14 protein-coding genes are annotated in these 18727 nt (G+C 59.2%); 13 read left to right on the plus strand and 1 reads right to left on the minus strand.

Translation table 11 applies throughout. The features are described 5' to 3' along the window. Nucleotides 1-4: 4 nt before the first annotated feature. The 8 genes from P0G09_RS01035 to P0G09_RS01070 all read left to right on the plus strand — a co-directional run bounded on the left by P0G09_RS01035 (nt 5) and on the right by P0G09_RS01070 (nt 10317). Nucleotides 5-1312, plus strand: a complete 1308-nt coding sequence (locus tag P0G09_RS01035; protein ID WP_179860368.1) for a M23 family metallopeptidase — start codon at nt 5-7, stop codon at nt 1310-1312. 157 nt (nt 1313-1469) lie between these two features. Continuing rightward, nucleotides 1470-2855, plus strand: coding sequence for a S41 family peptidase (locus P0G09_RS01040; protein WP_275251695.1), 1386 nt, complete (start codon nt 1470-1472; stop codon nt 2853-2855). A 166-nt stretch (nt 2856-3021) separates the two neighbouring features. Then, nucleotides 3022-3876 carry a 16S rRNA (adenine(1518)-N(6)/adenine(1519)-N(6))-dimethyltransferase RsmA gene (gene rsmA / locus P0G09_RS01045; RefSeq protein WP_275251696.1) on the plus strand — a complete coding sequence of 285 codons (855 nt, stop codon included), beginning with the start codon at nt 3022-3024 and terminating at the stop codon, nt 3874-3876. Nucleotides 3877-4328: 452 nt separating this feature from the next. Beyond that, a complete protein-coding gene (locus P0G09_RS01050; protein WP_156057475.1) occupies nt 4329-6359 on the plus strand; it encodes an ABC transporter substrate-binding protein in 2031 nt (676 codons plus the stop codon). Nucleotides 6360-6413: 54 nt separating this feature from the next. Further along, a complete protein-coding gene (locus P0G09_RS01055) occupies nt 6414-7364 on the plus strand; it encodes an ABC transporter permease (protein ID WP_156057478.1) in 951 nt (316 codons plus the stop codon). Continuing rightward, nucleotides 7364-8305 carry an ABC transporter permease gene (locus tag P0G09_RS01060; RefSeq protein WP_097770607.1) on the plus strand — a complete coding sequence of 314 codons (942 nt, stop codon included), beginning with the start codon at nt 7364-7366 and terminating at the stop codon, nt 8303-8305. The genes P0G09_RS01055 and P0G09_RS01060 overlap by 1 nt, the downstream gene beginning before the upstream one ends. Nucleotides 8306-8327: 22 nt before the next feature. Next, nucleotides 8328-9383: an ABC transporter ATP-binding protein gene (locus tag P0G09_RS01065; protein WP_275251697.1), complete on the plus strand. Its 1056-nt coding sequence runs from the start codon at nt 8328-8330 to the stop codon at nt 9381-9383. After that, on the plus strand, nt 9376-10317 hold the full coding sequence (locus tag P0G09_RS01070) for an ATP-binding cassette domain-containing protein (protein ID WP_005932252.1): 942 nt from the start codon (nt 9376-9378) through the stop codon (nt 10315-10317). The genes P0G09_RS01065 and P0G09_RS01070 overlap by 8 nt, the downstream gene beginning before the upstream one ends. A gap of 155 nt (nt 10318-10472) precedes the next feature. On the opposite strand, the gene P0G09_RS01075 is transcribed toward P0G09_RS01070, so the two are convergent. Then, nucleotides 10473-12488 (minus strand): ABC transporter substrate-binding protein, encoded by a 2016-nt coding sequence (locus P0G09_RS01075; protein ID WP_275251698.1) that lies wholly within the window; start codon nt 12486-12488, stop codon nt 10473-10475. A 360-nt stretch (nt 12489-12848) separates the two neighbouring features. On the opposite strand from P0G09_RS01075, the gene P0G09_RS01080 reads away from it, so the two are divergent. The 5 genes from P0G09_RS01080 (at nt 12849) to P0G09_RS01100 (ending at nt 18711) form a co-directional block, all read left to right on the plus strand. After that, nucleotides 12849-13271 carry a hypothetical protein gene (locus P0G09_RS01080; RefSeq protein WP_099357215.1) on the plus strand — a complete coding sequence of 141 codons (423 nt, stop codon included), beginning with the start codon at nt 12849-12851 and terminating at the stop codon, nt 13269-13271. 12 nt (nt 13272-13283) lie between these two features. Next, the gene (locus P0G09_RS01085; protein ID WP_275251699.1) at nt 13284-15881 is read left to right on the plus strand and encodes a TetM/TetW/TetO/TetS family tetracycline resistance ribosomal protection protein; all 2598 of its coding nucleotides are present in this window, start codon (nt 13284-13286) and stop codon (nt 15879-15881) included. A 138-nt stretch (nt 15882-16019) separates the two neighbouring features. After that, nucleotides 16020-16913, plus strand: a complete 894-nt coding sequence (locus P0G09_RS01090) for an NAD(P)H-hydrate dehydratase (RefSeq protein ID WP_275251700.1) — start codon at nt 16020-16022, stop codon at nt 16911-16913. Nucleotides 16914-17021: 108 nt separating this feature from the next. Further along, on the plus strand, nt 17022-17747 hold the full coding sequence (locus tag P0G09_RS01095; protein ID WP_117535071.1) for an NAD-dependent protein deacylase: 726 nt from the start codon (nt 17022-17024) through the stop codon (nt 17745-17747). A 1-nt stretch (nt 17748) separates the two neighbouring features. Continuing rightward, nucleotides 17749-18711, plus strand: a complete 963-nt coding sequence (locus tag P0G09_RS01100; RefSeq protein WP_156068877.1) for a D-2-hydroxyacid dehydrogenase — start codon at nt 17749-17751, stop codon at nt 18709-18711. Nucleotides 18712-18727 lie beyond the last annotated feature (16 nt).

Below are 18727 nucleotides of genomic sequence, written 5' to 3' on the forward strand. Positions count from 1 at the left end.
CTCTGTGAAACAAGCAAAACACTCTGCGGGCTTCCGCCTGCACCTCATGTATACCCCCACCCACGCAAAACCCGCCCCCGGGCACAGCCGGGCCATGCGCGCCGCCAGCCTGTTTCTGGCAGCGGCCTGCCTGCTGCTGAGCGTTTCGGTCTACCCGGCCACGGCGGCTACCAGCATGTCCAGCCTGCAGAACAAGCTGGATAAGCTCTCCCAGTCCATTGTACAGCACAAAAAGGAACTGTCCAATGCAAAAAAGAAGGAGCAGGCCGCCAAGGCGCTGGAATCGGAGCTGAAGGAAAAGGTCACGGTGGTCCAGAGCCAGATCAGCGTGTTGAAGGGCCAGATCGCCGAGGTGCAGAACAGCATCGGCCTGAAGGAACAGGAGATCGCCGCCAAGGAACAGCAGATCACCGAAAAAGAAGCGGAGATCGCCGACCAGTGGGGGGATTTCAAGCAGCACATGGCCGCCATGCAGGAGCTGCGGGACGGCGGCAGCGTTGCCATGCTGTCCGCGGTGAACGACCTGTATGAGCTGCTGACCTTCAACGAGGTCATGCAGGACATCTCCATCAAGGACACCGAGATCCTGGACAACATGAAGAACGCCAAGGAAGCGCTGGAAAGCGATAAGCTGACGCTGGAATCCCAGCGCAGCGAGCTGCAAAGCAAAAAGGCAGATCTGGATGCCCAGAACAGCCAGATGCGTGCCAAGCAGAACGAGCTCAACTCCAGCGTGGCCGCCGCCCAGATGAGCGCTGCCGAGGCACAGCAGGCCCAGAAGGACGCGCAGGCCGCCATTGAATCGGACGAGATGAACTATGAGGCGGTCAAGAAGCAGATCCAGAAGATGATCGCTGCGGCCGCTGCCTCCAAGCCCACCCTGAGCTTTACCGGCTTCATCTGCCCGCTCAAGAGTTATAGCCGCATTTCCAGTGAGTACGGCTGGCGCAAGAACCCCGTTACGGGGGTCAACAAGCTCCACGCCGGTACCGACTTTGCCGCCCCGGGCGGCACGCCCATCTATGCAGCCGCCAGCGGCTATGTGCAGGTGGCGGGCTGGTCCAGCGGCGGCTACGGCAACTATGTCATCATCTACCACGGCAAAATGTCCGATGGCAACCAGTACAGCACCCTGTACGGCCACATGCGGTCGGTCGCCACCTCGGCGGGCAAGTATGTCCAGCAGGGTGAGATCATCGGCTATGTGGGCAGCACGGGCAACTCTACCGGCAACCACCTCCATCTGGAGGTCTGGAAGGGCGGCTCCAAGGCCAATGCCGTCAACCCCCGTGGTTATATCCCCATGAAATAATCTGCATTGTATCAAAGGAGGCCGTCAGGGCTTATGAAGGAAGAAAAACGCAAGCGCATCCTGCGCGTGGGCTGTCTGATCCTGGCAGGGATCTTTGCACTTTCCATGCTGGGCAGCGTGGTTATGATGCTGCTGGTCTGACAGAGGAGGGAAGAAGATGAACCGTAAGATATCGGTCGGCATGGCGGTCAGCATCGTCATTCTGGCCATGACCGTTACCTTTTCCATCACCATGCTGGTGGCGATGCGCCTGTTTGACAGCACCGTTTCCAGCGTGAAGGAAAAGGAAAGCATGTACAACAAGATCGCTGAGGTGGACCGCTATGTCCGCAGCAACGATTACTATCCCATCGACGAGACCACCCTCTACGACCGCCTGACGGCTGGCTACCTGCTGGGCACCGGCGACAAGTACGCCCGCTATTTCAGTGCCACCGCCTATACGGAGCTGATGAATACCCAGAACGGCACCCTGATCGGCATTGGCGTGGAGCTGGCTGTGGATCAGTCCGGCTACGCCAAGGTCATCAAGGTCTACGATGAATCCCCCGCCAAGGAGGCAGGCATTCAGGTCGGCAACTACATCACCGCTGTGGACGGCACCGATGTCAAGAGCATGAGCAGCGTGGATGCCATCCAGACCCGCCTGCGCGGTGAGAGCGGCACCACCGTCAATGTGACCTGGCTGGACAGCGAGGCCTCCGAGCATACCGCTGACCTGACCCACTCCGGCTACAGTTCCACCACCGTGGATTACCAGATGGTGCAGGGCAATGTGGGCTACATCCGGATCCGCCAGTTTGATTCCACCACCCCCAGCGAGCTGGATTACGCCATCCGCAGCCTGAGCGCCAGCGGCGCAGGCAGCCTGGTGTTTGATCTGCGCGATAACGGCGGCGGCCTGCTGGACGATGCCATTCAGTGCATCGACCTGATCGCCCCGGAGGGCACGCTGGCCTTTGCTGAGGACAAGAACGGCACCCAGACCCTGCTGGGCACCAGCACCAGCGAGTCCCGGATCGACCTGCCCGTGGTCTGCTTGGTCAACGGCAGCACCGCCAGCGCGGCGGAGCTCTTTGCCAGCAGTCTGCGCACCCTGAATGGTGCCCGTCTGGTGGGCACCACCACGCAGGGAAAGGGCACCATCCAGAGCAGCCCCCAGCGCCTGTCCGATGGCAGTGCCGTGGTGGTTACCGTGGCAAAGCTGGTCTGCGGCGACGGCAGCTGCTTTGACGGCACCGGCCTGACCGTGGATGTGGAGCGTCCCCTGACTGCGGACGAGCAGACCGCATACTATGATTACACTGTGGAGAACGATCCCCAGATCCAGCGTGCCGTGAGCACTGCCCAGCAGATGAGCGGCACCACCACCGTGAGCGGTGTCAACGAAGCGGCTTCCAGTGAAGCTGCCGACAGTGCCGCCGCCGAGAGCGTAGCGGAAGGGGATGCTGAGGCTGCATCTGCCGAGAGCACTCCGGCAGAGACTGCGCCCGCCGAAAGTGAAGCAGCAGGGGAGAGCACTGCATCCAGTAGTCAAGAATAAGAGAACAACCCTCTCCGTCAGCGCTGACGCGCTGCCGCCTCTCCCGAAGGGCGAGGTCTTGGCAATTCATGCAAAGTTTGCGGTTTTGCCAAAAGCTCCCCCTTTGGGGGAGCTGGCGAGCGAAGCGAGACTGAGAGGGTTATTTTGGAAAAGAAAGGATAGAGCCATGCCCGAACTGACCGACCTGTCTTATGTGCGCACCCTGTGCGAAAAATATGATTTTGCCCTCTCCAAGGGCTTTGGCCAGAACTTTATCGTCAACCCCGGCCTGCCCCCCAAGATCGTGGATGCCAGCGGTGTGGACAAGCGCTACGGTGTGCTTGAGATCGGCCCCGGCATCGGCGTGCTGACCCGGGAGCTGGCAAAGCGGGCAGCAAAGGTGGTCTCCATCGAGGTGGACGAGCGCCTGCCGCCCCTGCTGGCCGAGACCATGGCCGGTGTGGACAATTTCAAGCTGGTGCTGCAGGATGTGCTCAAGGTGGATCTGAAAGCCCTGATCGCGCAGGAGTTCCCCGGGATGCCGGTGGCAGTCTGCGCCAACCTGCCCTACTATATTACAAGCCCCATTGTGATGAAGCTGCTGGGTGACCGCCTGCCCATCGAGAGCCTGACCGTGATGGTGCAGAAGGAAGCAGCCGATCGTCTGGCCGCCGCCCCGGGCACCCGGGCCTCCAGTGCTATCAGCTGTGCGGTGAGCTATTACGCGACCTCTAAGATGATGTTCACCGCCGCCCCGGGCAGCTTTTACCCGGCCCCCAAGGTGACCAGCGCTGTGGTGCGGATGGAGATCCGCCCCACCCCCGCCGTGCAGGTGGAGGACGAGGAGGGCTACTTTGCCCTTGTGCGCGCGGCTTTTGGCCAGCGGCGCAAGACTGCGGCCAATGCCATTGCCAGCGGCCTGGGGATGCCCAAGGATGCCGTGACCGCTGCCATTGAAGCCGCCGGTTTCGATGCCCGCATCCGTCCTGAGGCCCTGACGCTGGAGGATTTTGCAAAGATCCAGAACGCACTGGCACGGTGACTTGCTTTAATAATTCGGTTTTCCAAAAGCAGGAGCTCTTCGCAAAGCGTGGAGCGCCTGCTCTTTTAGAATATAAAGCAAAAAATACGGTGTCTTTTTGACAAGAACAATTCCGGTTGTTTTGTCCGCAGCATTGTCTGTTAAATTTCCTGCACGCTTTACCATGTAAAAGCAAATATATTTCATCGTTTTTGCGCGGCAGACTTTGCTTTTTGAAGAAAAAGCTGTGTGTGTTCCATTGACATCTTTTTATTTCAATGGTACAATATATGACGTGTTAAGGTTTTGCGGGAGGAGCACAGGTGCAGACAGAGGGGTCTGTTTCTGCGCTCTTTTGTATTCCCTGGCAATACAGGATTCAAAAAACCTCCGCAGAATAGTGGGAAAACAGCAGGACATCCCGCCCTGCACCATGCACTGAAGCACGGAATTATTATAGGGAGGAAAACACAATGAACAACAACTACGAGTCTCATGCAATCAGCCGCCGCAGCTTTCTGAAGGCTTCCGGTGTCGTTGGTGCCGCCGGCATTCTGGCCGCCTGCGGCGGCAACTCTGGCAGCAGCTCCACCGCCGCTTCCTCTGGTGCTACCAGCGCTCCCAACACCACCGGCGCTACCCCGCTGAAGGAGTTCATCTCCTGGGAGAGCACCAACCGTGAGCTGGAGAGCTGGAACATGCTGTACAGCCAGATGGCTTCCGACATGAATGTCACCACCAACCTGTGGGAAGGCCTGCTGAGCTTTGACTGCTATGGCAAGGCTGTGCCTTCCGTGGCCAAGGAGTGGAGCCACAATGAGGACTCTTCTGTTTGGACCTTCAACCTCCGCGACGATGTGGACTGGGTGGATGTAAACGGCGAGGTCAAGGCTCACCTGACCAGCAAGGACTTCCTCGTGGGTCTGGAGTGGGTGCTGAACGCAGCCAAGAACCAGGCCAACAACACCTCCATGCCCAACGAGACCCTGACTGGTGCTGCTGATTACTATCAGAAGACCAGCGATATGGGCGATGCTGCTGCCGACCTGACCTACCAAGATATGCTGGATGCAGGCGTGGGCGTTGAGGCTCCGGATGACTACACCCTGGTCTTCACCTGCAAGAATCCCTGCCCCTACTTCGATACCGTTGCTGCCTACACCAGCTTCTACCCCGTCTCTGAGGATCTGATCAACGAGCTGGGCGTTGAGGGCTTCCGTGCCTGCGATTACACCAACATGTGGTACAATGGTCCCTATGTGGTGGAGGAGTTCATCAGCCAGAACACCAAGAGCTACATCCCCAACCCCAACTACTATGCAGCTGACGAGGTGTCCCGCTTCGACCGCTTCACCGTCACCATGATCAGCGACGGCACCGTCACCTTCCAGCTGTACCAGAACCGTGAGCTGGACGAGATGGATGTGGGCGAGAGCACTCTGACCACCATCCAGGCCGATCCCAACAGCGAGTACAATGCTCAGCTGTGTGAGAAGCGTCCCAAGAAGTACAGCTACCAGATGCACTTCAACTATCAGAAGAACAACGAGGACGGCACCCCCGACGACAACTGGAACAAGGCGATTGCAAACACCGCCTTCCGTCAGTGCTTCTACAAGGGTCTGGAGCTGACCAACTGGTATGCACGTACCAACAAGATCAACCCCCTGAAGTGCGAGAACAACTACTACACCATGCCGGGCGTCTGCTACAACACCCAGGGTGCGGAGTACACCACTCTGGTGGCCAAGGAGATGGGCTTCGACAAGGAGTCTTATGACGGCAAGACCATGATCCGTCTGCGCGCCAACAACGGCGACATCGCGGATCTGAAGAAGCAGGCCATGGACGAGCTGAGCGCCATCGGCGTCACTTTCCCCGTTCACGCTGCTTACTACATCATCGCCGGCAACTCCACCGCTCTGGACAGCGCAACCGTGCTGAAGCAGTGCTTCACCGACAGCTTCGGCGATGACTTCATCGTGCTGGACATCAAGACCTATGTTTCTTCCCTCACTCAGGAAGTCCGTAATCCTCAGCTGCAGAGCTTCGTCATCAACGGCTGGGGCGCTGACTTCGGCGATCCCATCAACTTCGTTGGTCAGGAGATCCTGCACGACGACAACGCTTACTACAGCTGGTACTACTCCAACATCGCCAAGATCGTGGAGGCCGGCCCCGCTGACTGGCAGAAGGATCTGGTGGCCTGCTACGAGGAGTTCACCGATCTGGTCAACACCGCAAAGGCCATCGTTGATGATACCGATGCCCGCTACGCTGCCTTCGCAAAGGCTGAGGCCAGCATGCTGAACAACGTTCTGGCCTGCCCCTGCTACTTCGATGTTTCCTGGACTCTGACCCACGCCAACGAGTACAGCAAGATCAACGCTATGTATGGTCCCTGCAACTACAAGGCTGTGAACTGGGAGACCAGCGAAGAGGCTTACACCACCGAGCAGTACGAGGAGTTCGCCGCTGCATTCGACGCAGCTACCAAGGCTTAAGTTCCCCGTTTCCCCGCCCGAAAGGGTAGAAATAAAAGTTAAGGGTTCGATAACATGTTAAAATACACGGTTAAGCGGCTGCTCCAGTCGCTTGTCACAATCTTTCTGATCGCAACAGCAGTTTTCCTGATGATGCGCTGCCTGCCGACGGACTACTACTTCACTGAGGAACAGCTCATGAAGTTTACCGATCAGCAGAAGACCGCCGCTCTGGAAGCAGCTGGCCTGACCGATCCCATCCCCACCCAGCTGGTCAAGTTCTACAACAGCCTGCTGCATCTGGACTTCGGCACTTCCCGCCGCATCCAGAACGGTGCCCCGGTGGTCAAGGTCATTGGTAAAAAGTTTGGTGTCTCCATGCGTCTGGGCCTCACGGCATCCGCCATCTCTCTGGTGATCGGCGTTCTGATGGGCATCCTGCAGGCGGCATTCAAGGACAAGGTATTCGACTGGATCGGCACGGCCTACACCGTGTTCGTCAACGCGGTCCCGTCGCTGGTGTCGTATTCTCTGGTGCTGGTCTTTGGTTCCAAGTACCTGGGATTCCCCACGCTGTACTCCACCCGCAATGTGAGTGCTTCCAGCGTGCTTCCCATCACCTGCCTTTCACTGGCATCCATTGCAGGCTATGCCCTGTGGACCCGCCGCTACATGGTGGATGAGCTGACCCGCGACTATATCAAGCTGGCCCGTGTCAAGGGCCTGAGCTCCCGCGAGATCATGTTTAAGCATGTTCTGCGCAACGCCATGGTTCCCATGGTGCAGTATATCCCCCAGTCCATCCTGCTGACGGTGGGCGGCTCCCTGCTGATGGAACGGTTCTTCTCCGTTCCCGGCATGGGCCCCCTGCTGACGGATGCCATCCAGCGCTATGACCTGAACGTTGTGCAGACCCTGGTCATCCTCTACGCTGTGCTGGGCATCGTGGGCGTGTTCCTGGGCGATGTGCTGATGATGGTGGTTGACCCCCGTATTACTCTGACCGGAAAGGAGGAGGCTCGCTGATGGCTAAGGCATCGGATTTTGAGGGCAAGAAGCCCGAAGAACTGTTCTACTTTGTGGATTATTCCCCGGAAGAAGCTGAACGCATCGGCTACTCCAACTATTCCTATTGGGGTTCTGTCATCCAGAACTTCCTCAAGCAGAAGGTCGCTGTCTTCTGCCTGATCCTGTTCCTGGCGCTGACGGTGTTCTCCTTCATTGCGCTGGGCATCGGCAAGTATCACTACACCACCCTGATCTCTGATTCCAGCAAGGCTTTCATCAAGCCCAACAGTGAGTACTGGTTCGGTACCGACAACCTGGGCCGTGACTACTGGTGCCAGGTGTGGTATGCCACCCAGGTTTCCATCCGTCTGGCTCTGGTGGTCGCCGTGGGCGAGAGCATCGTGGGCGTGATCTTCGGCCTGATCTGGGGCTATGTGCGCAGTCTGGACCGCTTCTTCACGGAGCTGTACAACCTGATCGACAATGTGCCCTATATCATCTATATGACCCTGATCGCCCTGATGGTGGGCCAGAGCTTCTGGATCATGGCCATCTCCATGATTGCCATCAACTGGCTTTCTATGGCACGCCGTGTCCGCAACATGGTGTTCATGTTCCGCGACCGCGAGTACAACCTCGCGTCCCGCTGCCTGGGCACCCCGCTGTGGCGCGTGCTGACCAAGAACATCCTGCCGTATCTGGTCTCCGTTATCATCCTGCGGATGGCACTGTCCATTCCGGGCACCATCAATCTGGAATCCACGCTGTCCTACCTGGGCCTGGGCCTGGGCATCGACACGCCTTCTCTGGGCCTGATCCTGAGCAAGGTGCGCGGCTTCTTCCTGGATTATCCGTACCTGCTGGTTTTCCCTGCATCCATCGTGTCCATCATTTCCATTTCCTTCTATATCATGGGCAACGCTTTGTCGGATGCGGCTGATCCGCGCAACCACGTTTGATAGATTGGAGAGAGAGACGTAAATGGATAGACAACCGATTATCTCTGCCAAAGACGTGGAGATCACTTTCAGCCTGCGCGGCCGCAAGCTGAACGCCATCCGCAAGTGCTCGCTGGACCTGTACGAAGGCGAGACCCTTGCCATCGTGGGCGAGTCCGGCTCGGGCAAGTCCGTATTCACCAAGAACTTTGTGGGTATGCTGGATGCCAACGGTAAGATCACCGGCGGCTCCATCATGTTTGAAGGCCGCGATATGACCAAGTTCACCGAGAAGGATTGGCTGGGTGTCCGCGGCAAGAAGATCGCCATGGTCATGCAGGACCCTATGACCAGCCTGAACCCGCTGAAGAAGATCGGCAAGCAGATCCAGGAGAGCATTGAGCATCACCAGGGTCTGAAGGGCGAGGAAGCCAAAAAGGCTGCCATCGAGATGCTGGGCAAGGTGGGTATCCCCGACCCCGAGCGTCGGTACGAGCAGTACCCCCACGAGTTCTCCGGCGGTATGCGTCAGCGTGTCGTCATTGCCATTGCAGCGGCCTGCCGCCCGCAGATCCTGATCTGCGACGAGCCCACCACTGCACTGGACGTGACCATTCAGGCACAGATCCTGCAGCTGATCCGCGACCTGCAGAAGGAGCTGGGCATGTCCGTTATCTACATCACCCATGACCTGGGCGTTGTGGCAAACGTGGCAGACCGTGTGGCCGTGATGTATGCCGGCCAGATCGTGGAATACGGCACCGTGGAGGAGGTCTTCTACGACGCATGGCACCCCTACACCTGGGCTCTGCTGCAGGCTCTGCCGCAGCTGGGCACCAAGGGTGAGGCCCTGCCCAGCGTGGATGGTACTCCCCCGAACCTGTTCAACGAGATCAAGGGTGACGCATTTGCGCCCCGCAACAAGCATGCGCTGGCAATCGACTTTGTGCAAGAGCCTCCGTTCTTCCAGGTGTCCGAGACCCACGCCGCAAAGACCTGGTATCTGGACCCGCGCGCTCCCAAGATCGAGCGGCCGCACTCCATCCAGAACCTGCGTGAGAAAATGGGAAAGATGGGAGGCGCCAACTTAAATGGCTGAACGCGAAAAGCTGATTGAGCTGAAAGACCTTCAGATCACCTTTGGCTCCGGTAAGAAGAAATTTGTCGCTGTCGATCATGTCAACTTTGACATCTATAAGGGCGAGACCTTCTCGCTGGTCGGCGAGTCCGGCTCCGGCAAGACCACCATTGGCCGTGCCATCTGCCGCATCAACCCGACCTCCGGCGGCGACATCTTCTTCAAGGGCCAGAAGATCAACGGTAAGATCTCCAAGGAACTGGACAAAGAGGTCATCCGCAAGATCCAGATGATCTTCCAGGACCCCATGGCTTCGCTGAACGAGCGCGCCAAGGTGGAGTATATCATTGCCGAGGGCCTGCTGAACCATCATCTCTACAAGGACCAGGAAGACCTGCATGAAAAGGTGATGAACGCCCTGCATGAGGTCGGCCTGCTGCCGGAGTTTGCCTCCCGCTTCCCCCACGAGTTCTCGGGCGGTCAGCGCCAGCGCATCGGCATTGCCCGTGCACTGGTCATGGAGCCGGAGTTCATCGTGGCCGACGAGCCCATCTCTGCACTGGATGTCTCCATCCGTGCACAGGTGCTGAACCTGCTGAACGAGATGAAGAAGAGCCGTGGCCTGACCTACCTGTTCATTGCACATGACCTGTCGGTGGTCCGGTTCATCTCGGATCGTATCGCTGTTATCAGCAAGGGCCGTATCGTGGAGCTGGCTGAGGCGGAGGAGCTGTTCCTCCATCCGCTGCATCCCTACACCAAAGCCCTGCTGAGCGCGGTTCCCATCCCTGACCCCAGCCTCGAAAAGCACAAGAAGCTGCTGGTCTATGACCCCTCGATCCACGATTACAGCGTGGATAAGCCGGTCTGGGAAGAGATCGCAAACGGCCACTTCGTGTATGGCAACCAGCGTGAGCTGGAAGGCTACCGCAAGGAGTATGAAAGCCAGCTGTAAGCTGAACCGCTTTCCTGTATTTTAACACAATGACCCCGCCGCGCTGGGAGCTTTCCCGCGCGGCGGGGTTTTGTGCTGTCAGGGAGCAAAAAAAGAACCGGACGCTTCAAAAACGTCCGGTTCTGCTTTTTGCGATTGGCTATTGGTTCACGCGATCAGGCCTGAGTGGCTGCGTCGAATGCGGCGGCAAACGCATCGTACTGTTCGGTGGTGTAAGCCTCCTCACTGGTCTCCCAGTTCACAGCCTTGTAGTTGCAGGGACCATACATAGCGTTGATCTTGCTGTACTCGTTGACGTGGGTCAGGCACCAGGTGATATCGTAGACGGTGGGGAAGATCAGGTTCTCGTCCAGGAAGTAAGCCTCGGCCTTGGCAAATGCAGCGTAGCGTGCATCGGTGTCGTCAACGATGGCACGGCCCTCGTTCACCAGATCGGTGAACTTCTCGTAGGCGGCAACCAGATCCTTCTGGTAGCTGGCGGGGCCATTGTTTACAATGCCTGCGATGTTGGTCATGTTGCAGCTGTAGTAAGCATTGTCGTCGTGAACGATGATCTGGGTCAGGAAGTTGATGGGATCGCCGAAGTCAGCGCCCCAGCCCATGTGGACGAAGCTCTGCAGCTTGGGCGCCACGACTTCCTTCATGGTGGAGGACACGAAGGTGTTGATATCCAGCACGATGAAGTCATCACCGAAGCTGTCGGTGAAGCACTGTTTCAGCACGGTTGCGCTGTCCAGAGCGGAGGTGGAGCCAGCCAGAATATAGTAGGAGCAGTGAACAGGGAAGGTGACACCAATGGCGCTCAGCTCTTCCATGGCCTGCTTCTTCAGCTCGGTGATGTCGCCGTTGTTGGTGCGCAGGCGCTTCATGGTCTTGCCATCGTAAGCCTCGCCGTCCAGACCCATCTCCTTGGCCACCAGGTTGGTGTAGTCGGTGCCGTCAGAGGTGTAGCACAGGCCCTTCATGGTGAAGAAGTCGTTCTCGCACTTCAGGGGATTGATGGGGTTGTAACGGGCGAAGAACTTGTTCAGCACCATGCCCTTGGAGAAGCACTGACGGAAGGCCTTGTTGGCAATGGCCTTGTTCCAGTTCTCATCGGGGGTGCCGTCGGTGTTCTTCTTGTCGTAGTTGAAGATGAAGCAATAGCTGAACTTCTTGGCACGCTTCTCGCACAGCTGCTGATTGTACTCGTTGGAAGGATCGGACTGAATGGTGGTGATGTTGCTCTCGCCCAGGTCCACCTCGTCCAGCTCGCGGCTCTGATACAGCTGCAGGCTGATGGAACCGTCGCTGATCATGGTGACAGTGAAGCGCTCAAAGCGGCTGACGTTGGCAGCATCGTAGTAGTTGGGGTTGGGGATGTAGCTCTTGGTGTTGCCCTGGATGTACTCCTCCACCACATAGGGTCCGTTGTACCACATGGTGGTGTTGTCGCAGCTCCGGAAGCCATCGACACCCAGTTCCTCGATCAGAGCAGGGGCCACGGGGTAGAAGCTGTTGTAGGCGGCAACGGTATCAAAGTAAGGGCAGGCGCTGGGGCAGGTGAACACCAGAGTGTAATCATCCGGAGCTTCGATGCCCACACCGGCAGCCAGCATGTCCTCGTAGGTCATGTCAGCAGCAGCGGCACCGGCTTCTTTGGTCAGCTCGTAGTATTCGTAAGCACCCACAATGGTATCGTTGGGCATGGAGGTGTTGTTGGCTTCGTTCTTGATGGCGTTCATCACCCATTCAAAACCAACCAGGAAGTCCTTGCTGGTCAGGTGAGCCTTCACCTCACCGTTGCAATCCACCCAGTCCACATCGTCCCGCAGGTGGAAGGTCCAGACAGTGGCATCCTCATTGTGCTCCCAGCTGGAAGCGATAGCGGGCACCACCTTGCCGTAGCAGTCAAAGCTCAGCAGGCCGTCCCACAGGTTGGTGACCACGTTGGCATCCTCAGCCTTCTGGGTGTACAGCATGTTCCAGCTTTCCAGCTCACGGTTGCCGCTCTCAAAGGAGATGAATTCCTTCAGGGGGGTAGCGCCAGTGGAGTTGGGGGCAGCAGCGCCGCTGGCGGCAGCACCATTGCCGGTGTTGTTGGACTTTTCGCCGCAGGCTGCCAGCAGGCTGGCGGCACCCACAGCACCTGCACCCTTCAGGAAGGTGCGGCGATCAAAATTGAAGCTCATTGGATGATCCTCCCAGATCTTGCGCGGACAGAGCCGCGAGTTTTTCCTTTTCCTAAACGCAGTGAGGCTGTCTGCCTTTCCAAAAAGTGCACAGGAAAGACAAAAGTCGCACCACTGTATATTTTAGCACTTTACTGAAAAGAAGTCAATCCGCCACAGCATAGAATTGGAAACAAAACGGTGACAAACACTTTCATGGGAAAAGAATGTGGAAAAAATTACTATAAAATGGAAAGAACTGTATATCTGCGAAGAACAGGCAAAAGAGAGAAACTGTTCACGCTGTGCGCACAAAACAGCTATCTTTTTTCACAAAAACATGATACAATAAAATGTATCTGTATCAATAAGGAGCGCACCATGAAGAAACTGACCTCGATGTACAAACGCTACATGTTCCACCCCATTTTATATAAGACCGTGACCCGCACCTCCATTGTGGCCGTGCTGATGCTGCTGTGGCAGCGCTATGTCAGCGATGGCACGTTTACCATCTGGGAGGCCCCGGGCTTTCTGTGCGGCGTGGTGCTGCTCATCTGGGCCTGGGTGGACTACCTGCGGCTGGATGGCGTGACCATCCACCATCTGCTGGAGGAATTCAAGGGGATGGGCAAGCGGCAGAAAAAGATCCACTCCACCCGCTCCATCATCGACTATGCGGATGAGAAGATCGTCTCTTTTGAGGAGCTGGAACCCGAGGAGCGCACCTATTGCAGCCTGCTCTCCAATCTGGTGCTGGGCCTGCCGCTGGTCGCTGCTGCGCTGATCGCCAGCGTGCTGTAAGGAGGCCGCGGCATGGAACAAGAGCACAAGCAGCTGGTCATCGGCATTCTGGCCCATGTGGACAGCGGCAAGACCACCCTTTCCGAAGCCCTGCTCTACGGCACCGGCACCATCCGCAAGCTGGGCCGGGTGGACCATAAGGATGCCTTTCTGGACACCGACGCGCTGGAAAAGGCGCGCGGTATTACCATTTTCTCCAAGCAGGCCCTCTTCACGGCGGGCGATACCGATTTTACCCTGCTGGACACCCCGGGCCATGTGGATTTTTCCACGGAGACCGAGCGGACACTGCAGGTGCTGGATTATGCGGTGCTGGTCATCAGCGGCACCGACGGCGTGCAGAGCCATACCGAGACGCTCTGGCGGCTGCTGCGGCGGTACCGCATCCCCACCTTTGTGTTCGTGAACAAGATGGATCTGCCCGGCCCGGGCAGGGAAGCGCTTCTGACCCAGCTGAACCGTCGGCTGGGGGATGGCTTTGTGGATTTTGGGGCAGAGCAGGCCGACCGGGACGAGGCGCTGGCTCTCTGCGATGAGCGGCTGATGGAGACGATGCTGGACCGGGGAAGCCTGACCGATACCGACCTCATCCCCGCCATTGCCCGGCGGCATGTGTTTCCCTGTTGGTTTGGCTCAGCCCTGAAGCTGCAGGGTGTGGATGCGCTGGTGGAGGGCCTTGACCGCTATACCCGCCCGGCCCCCGCGCTGGAAGCCTTCGGGGCCAAGGTGTTCAAGGTGAGCCAGGATGAGCAGGGAAACCGCCTGACCTGGCTGCGGGTGACCGGCGGCGCGCTCAAGGTGAAAGCCCAGCTCACCGGAGAAGCCGACGGGAAGCCATGGGCCGAAAAGGCCAACCAGCTGCGGCTCTACTCTGGCGCAAAGTTTACGCTGGCAGAGTGCATCGGCCCCGGCCAGGTGTGCGCCGTTACCGGCCTGACCAAAGCCCGCCCGGGCGAGGGTCTGGGGGCGGAACGGGACAGCGACCTGCCGGTGCTGGAGCCGGTTCTGAGCTATCAGGTGCTGCTGCCCGAGGGCGCAGACGTGCACGCCGCGCTGGGAAAGCTCCATCGGCTGGAAGAGGAGGAGCCCCAGCTCCATGTGGTCTGGAACGAGACCCTGGGCGAGATCCATGTCCAGCTGATGGGTGAGATCCAGCTGGAGGTGCTGAAAAGCCTGCTGGCCGAGCGGTACGGGCTGGAGGTCAGCTTCGGCCCCGGCGGAATCCTGTATAAGGAGACCATCACCGAAGCCATAGAGGGTGTGGGCCACTACGAGCCCCTGCGCCATTATGCGGAAGTCCACCTCAAGCTGGAGCCGCTGCCCCGGGGCAGCGGAATGCAGTTTGCCACCGACTGCCGGGAAGAGGTGCTGGACAAGAACTGGCAGCGGCTGGTGCTGACGCATCTTGAGGAAAAGCAGCATCTGGGCGTACTCATCGGGGCACCCCTGACCGATGTGAAGATCACCCTCATTGCGGGCCGCGCTCACCTCAAGCACACCGAGGGCGGCGACTTCCGGCAGGCAACCTACCGCGCCGTCCGGCAGGGCCTGATGATGGCAGACCAGATCCACAAGACCCAGCTGCTGGAGCCGTGGTATGCCTTCCGGCTGGAGCTGCCCTCTGACAACGTGGGACGCGCCATGAACGATATCCAGAACATGGGCGGCAGCTTTGACCCGCCCGAGACCGGAGCCGACGGGGATACCACCCTGCTCACCGGCACGGCACCGGCCTCCACCATGCGCAGCTACCCCATGGAGGTGGTGGGCTACACCCGGGGCAGGGGACACCTGACCCTGACGCTGGACGGCTACCGCCCCTGCCACAATGCGGCGGAGGTCATCGAGGCTGCGGGCTATGAGCCGGAACACGACCTCGACAACCCGGCGGATTCGGTGTTCTGCGCCCACGGGGCCGGATTTGTGGTACCCTGGGAGCAGGTGCGCAGCCACATGCATGTAGACAGTGGCTGGGGCAAGACTGCAAAGACCGAGGAAACGGTGCAGGCCCGTCCCCGCCGGATGGCCGCCTATCGTGCTACTTTGGAAGAGGATGCTGAGCTGCTGAAGATCTTTGAACAGACCTATGGGCCCATCAAGCGGGACCCGCTGGCGGCGTTCCGCCCCACCCAGAAGCGAGAACGCCCCGATTTCAACGCCGAGCAGTGGGAGATCCAGCCCGAATACCTGCTGGTGGACGGCTACAACATCATCTTTGCATGGGACGAGCTGAACGCACTCTCCAAAGAGAGCCTGGAAGCGGCCCGCCACAGGCTGATGGACATCCTCTGCAACTATCAGGGCTTTAAGAAGTGCGTGCTCATCCTTGTGTTCGATGCCTACCGTGTGCCGGGCAGCCCCGGCAGCATAGAGCAGTACCACAATATCCATGTGGTCTACACCCGGGAAGCCGAGACCGCCGATATGTTCATCGAGCGTGTCACCCATGAAATCGGCAAGGGCCGCCGCGTCCGCGTGGCCACCTCCGATGGCATGGAACAGGTCATCATCCTGGGCCATGGTGCCCTCCGTGTCTCTGCCCGCATGTTCCATGAAGAGGTGCAGGAGGCGGAGAAGGAGATCCGGAGGTGTTTGCAGGGAACGGATTAAACCTCTCCGTCATTGCTTGGCAAAGAGGGCGAGCTTTACGAAATGCCAAGGGCCCCCCTACTAGTGGGGGCTGTCGCCGCAGGCGACTGGGGGGTTGAGCCGCAAGCCCGACTGAGAGGTTGTACGAAGGAGAAGCCTATGTTCAAAACAACTTCTGATTTTGTTTGGCAAAAGATCCAGCCCCGCCCCCGGGATGCGCATAAGGGGACCTTTGGCTCCGTGCTGGCGGTGGCGGGCAGTGCGTCCTACCGGGGCGCGGCGGCGCTGGCCGTGGAAGGTGCCCTGCGCACAGGGGCCGGTATCGTTACACTGGCAAGTGTGGAGCCGGTGCTGGCAGCGGTGGCCGCCCGCCTGCCGGAGTGCTGCCTCTGCCCCTGCGAAGCGGGGGCAGAGGGCGGCATCTCGCCCCAAAATATCGACCGAATCCGGCGGCAAAAGGCCTCTGTTCTGCTGGCGGGCCCCGGGCTGGGCTATACGGCCCAGAGCGCGGCCCGTGCCGCCGAGACCCGGGCGCTGGTAAAAACGCTCCTGCCCGGTTTTTCCGGCAGTGCAGTGCTGGATGCGGACGGCCTGAACGCCGCCGCTGACCTGCTCCAAACGGAAAAAATGCTTCACCCTCAAGGAGAACTGATTTTAACGCCCCACCCCGGCGAGATGGCCCGGCTGACCGGACACTCTGCGGCAGAGATCAACGCGGACCGGGAAGGCACGGCGCTGCGCTATGCGAAAGTATGGAATGCTGTGGTGGTGCTGAAGGGGGCACATACCGTCATTGCAGGGCCGGATGGCCGCTGTGCGGTCAATCCCACCGGCAACCCGGGGCTTTCCCGGGGCGGCAGCGGGGATGTGCTGGCGGGCATGACCAGCGCCCTGCTGGCCTGCGGCCTGCCTGCCTTTGAGGCCGCTGCCTGTGCCGTTTATCTCCATGGTGCAGCTGCCGACCGTGCCGCTGCCCTGCACGGGGAAACCGGGATGCTCCCGCATGATCTGCTGGATGCGCTGGGGACCCTGTTTGCCGAAAACGGGCGCTGAGCAAGGGGACGATCCCATCAAAAAAGAAACGCTTCCTTTCCTCTGGATTTGTGTTATACTGGAGCTATCCAAAACACAACGATCTGCCGGAAAGGAAGCGTTTCTTTTATGGTTCCTGCACTGGAAAAAATCATTGCCGAGAGCGACCGCATCGTCTTTTTTGGCGGCGCGGGGGTCTCCACCGAAAGCGGCATCCCTGATTTCCGCAGCGTGGACGGCCTGTACCACCAGAAGTACGATTACCCGCCCGAGACCATCCTGAGTCACACCTTCTGGGAGGAGAACCCCGAGGAGTTTTACCGGTTCTACCGGGATAAGCTCATTGTGAAGGGGGCAAAGCCCAACGCTGCCCACCTGCGGCTGGCAAAGCTGGAGCGGGAGGGCAGGCTGAAAGCCATCGTCACCCAGAACATCGACGGCCTGCATCAGGCGGCGGGCTCCAAGACCGTTTACGAGCTCCACGGCAGCACCCTGCGCAACTACTGCGTGAAGTGCGGCGCGTTCTACGATGTGGACTTCATTGCCAACAGTACCGGCGTGCCCCGCTGCCCCAAGTGCGGCGGCATCGTCAAGCCGGATGTCGTCCTGTACGAGGAAGGGCTGGACGAGGAGGTGCTCTCCGGGGCCGTGTCTGCCATCCGCAAGGCGGATACTCTCATCATCGGCGGCACCAGTCTGGTGGTCTACCCGGCGGCGGGGCTTATCCGGTACTTCCGGGGCCGCCATCTGGTGGTCATCAATATGCAGCCCACCGGGGCCGATGCGCAGGCCGACCTGTGCATTGCCAAGCCCATCGGTCAGGTGCTGAGCGAGGACGTATTGTTGGAGGACTGAGATGAAAGCTGTCATTCTGGAAAGCTATGTCATGGAGGAAGGCGACCTCGACTGGTCGGGGGTAAAGGCGCTGGTGCCCGATACCGCCAGCTATGTCCGCACGGCCTACGAGGAGATCGCCCCCCGCATTGGAGATGCGGACATCGTTCTGCTGAATAAGTGCCGCATGGATGAGAAGATCTTACAGCAGTGCCCGAACCTGAAATGGGTGGGCATCATCGCCACGGGCACCGACAACCTGGATCTGGAAGCCTGCCGCCGCCACGGCGTTGCAGTGGCCAATGTGCCGGGCTATTCTACCTACAGCGTGGCCCAAATGACCTTCAGCCTGCTGCTGGCCATCTGCCAGTGCGCGGAGCGCTACAACCGTGCCGTCAAGCAGGGATGCTGGCAGCTGGATATCCCGGAGAGCATCGGCCTGCTGCCCCAGATGGAGCTCTATGGCAAGACCTATGGCGTTTACGGCTATGGCAGCATCGGGCGGCAGTCGGCCCGCATTGCCAGGGCCTTTGGCATGGAGGTGCTGGTCTGCACCCGCACCGTCCGGCCCGAATACGCCGCCGACGGTGTGGAGTTTGTGGATTATGATACCCTGCTGAGGCGGTGCGATATCCTCAGCCTGCACTGCCCGGCCACGCCCCAGACCCGGGGCCTTGTCAACGCGGAGGCGCTGGCGAAGATGAAGCCCGGGGCCATTCTGCTCAACACGGCCCGGGGCGCGCTGGTGGATGAGGAGGCCGTGGCAGCGGCCCTCCACAGCGGTCAGCTGGGCTTTTACGGAGCCGATGCCTTTGTCACCGAGCCTCTGCCTCAGGAAAGCCCCCTGCGGGCAGAACCCCACGCGATCCTCACACCGCACATTGCGTGGACGACCCGGGAGGCATTGCAGAACCTGATGGACATTACCACCCGGAACCTGCGCACCTGGCTGGAAGGAAACGGCGAGCACATCGTCAACAGATAAAAAGGAGAGATGAATC

The sequence above is a fragment of the Faecalibacterium sp. DFI.5.82 genome (assembly GCF_029076575.1).
Classification (GTDB): domain Bacteria; phylum Bacillota; class Clostridia; order Oscillospirales; family Ruminococcaceae; genus Faecalibacterium; species Faecalibacterium duncaniae.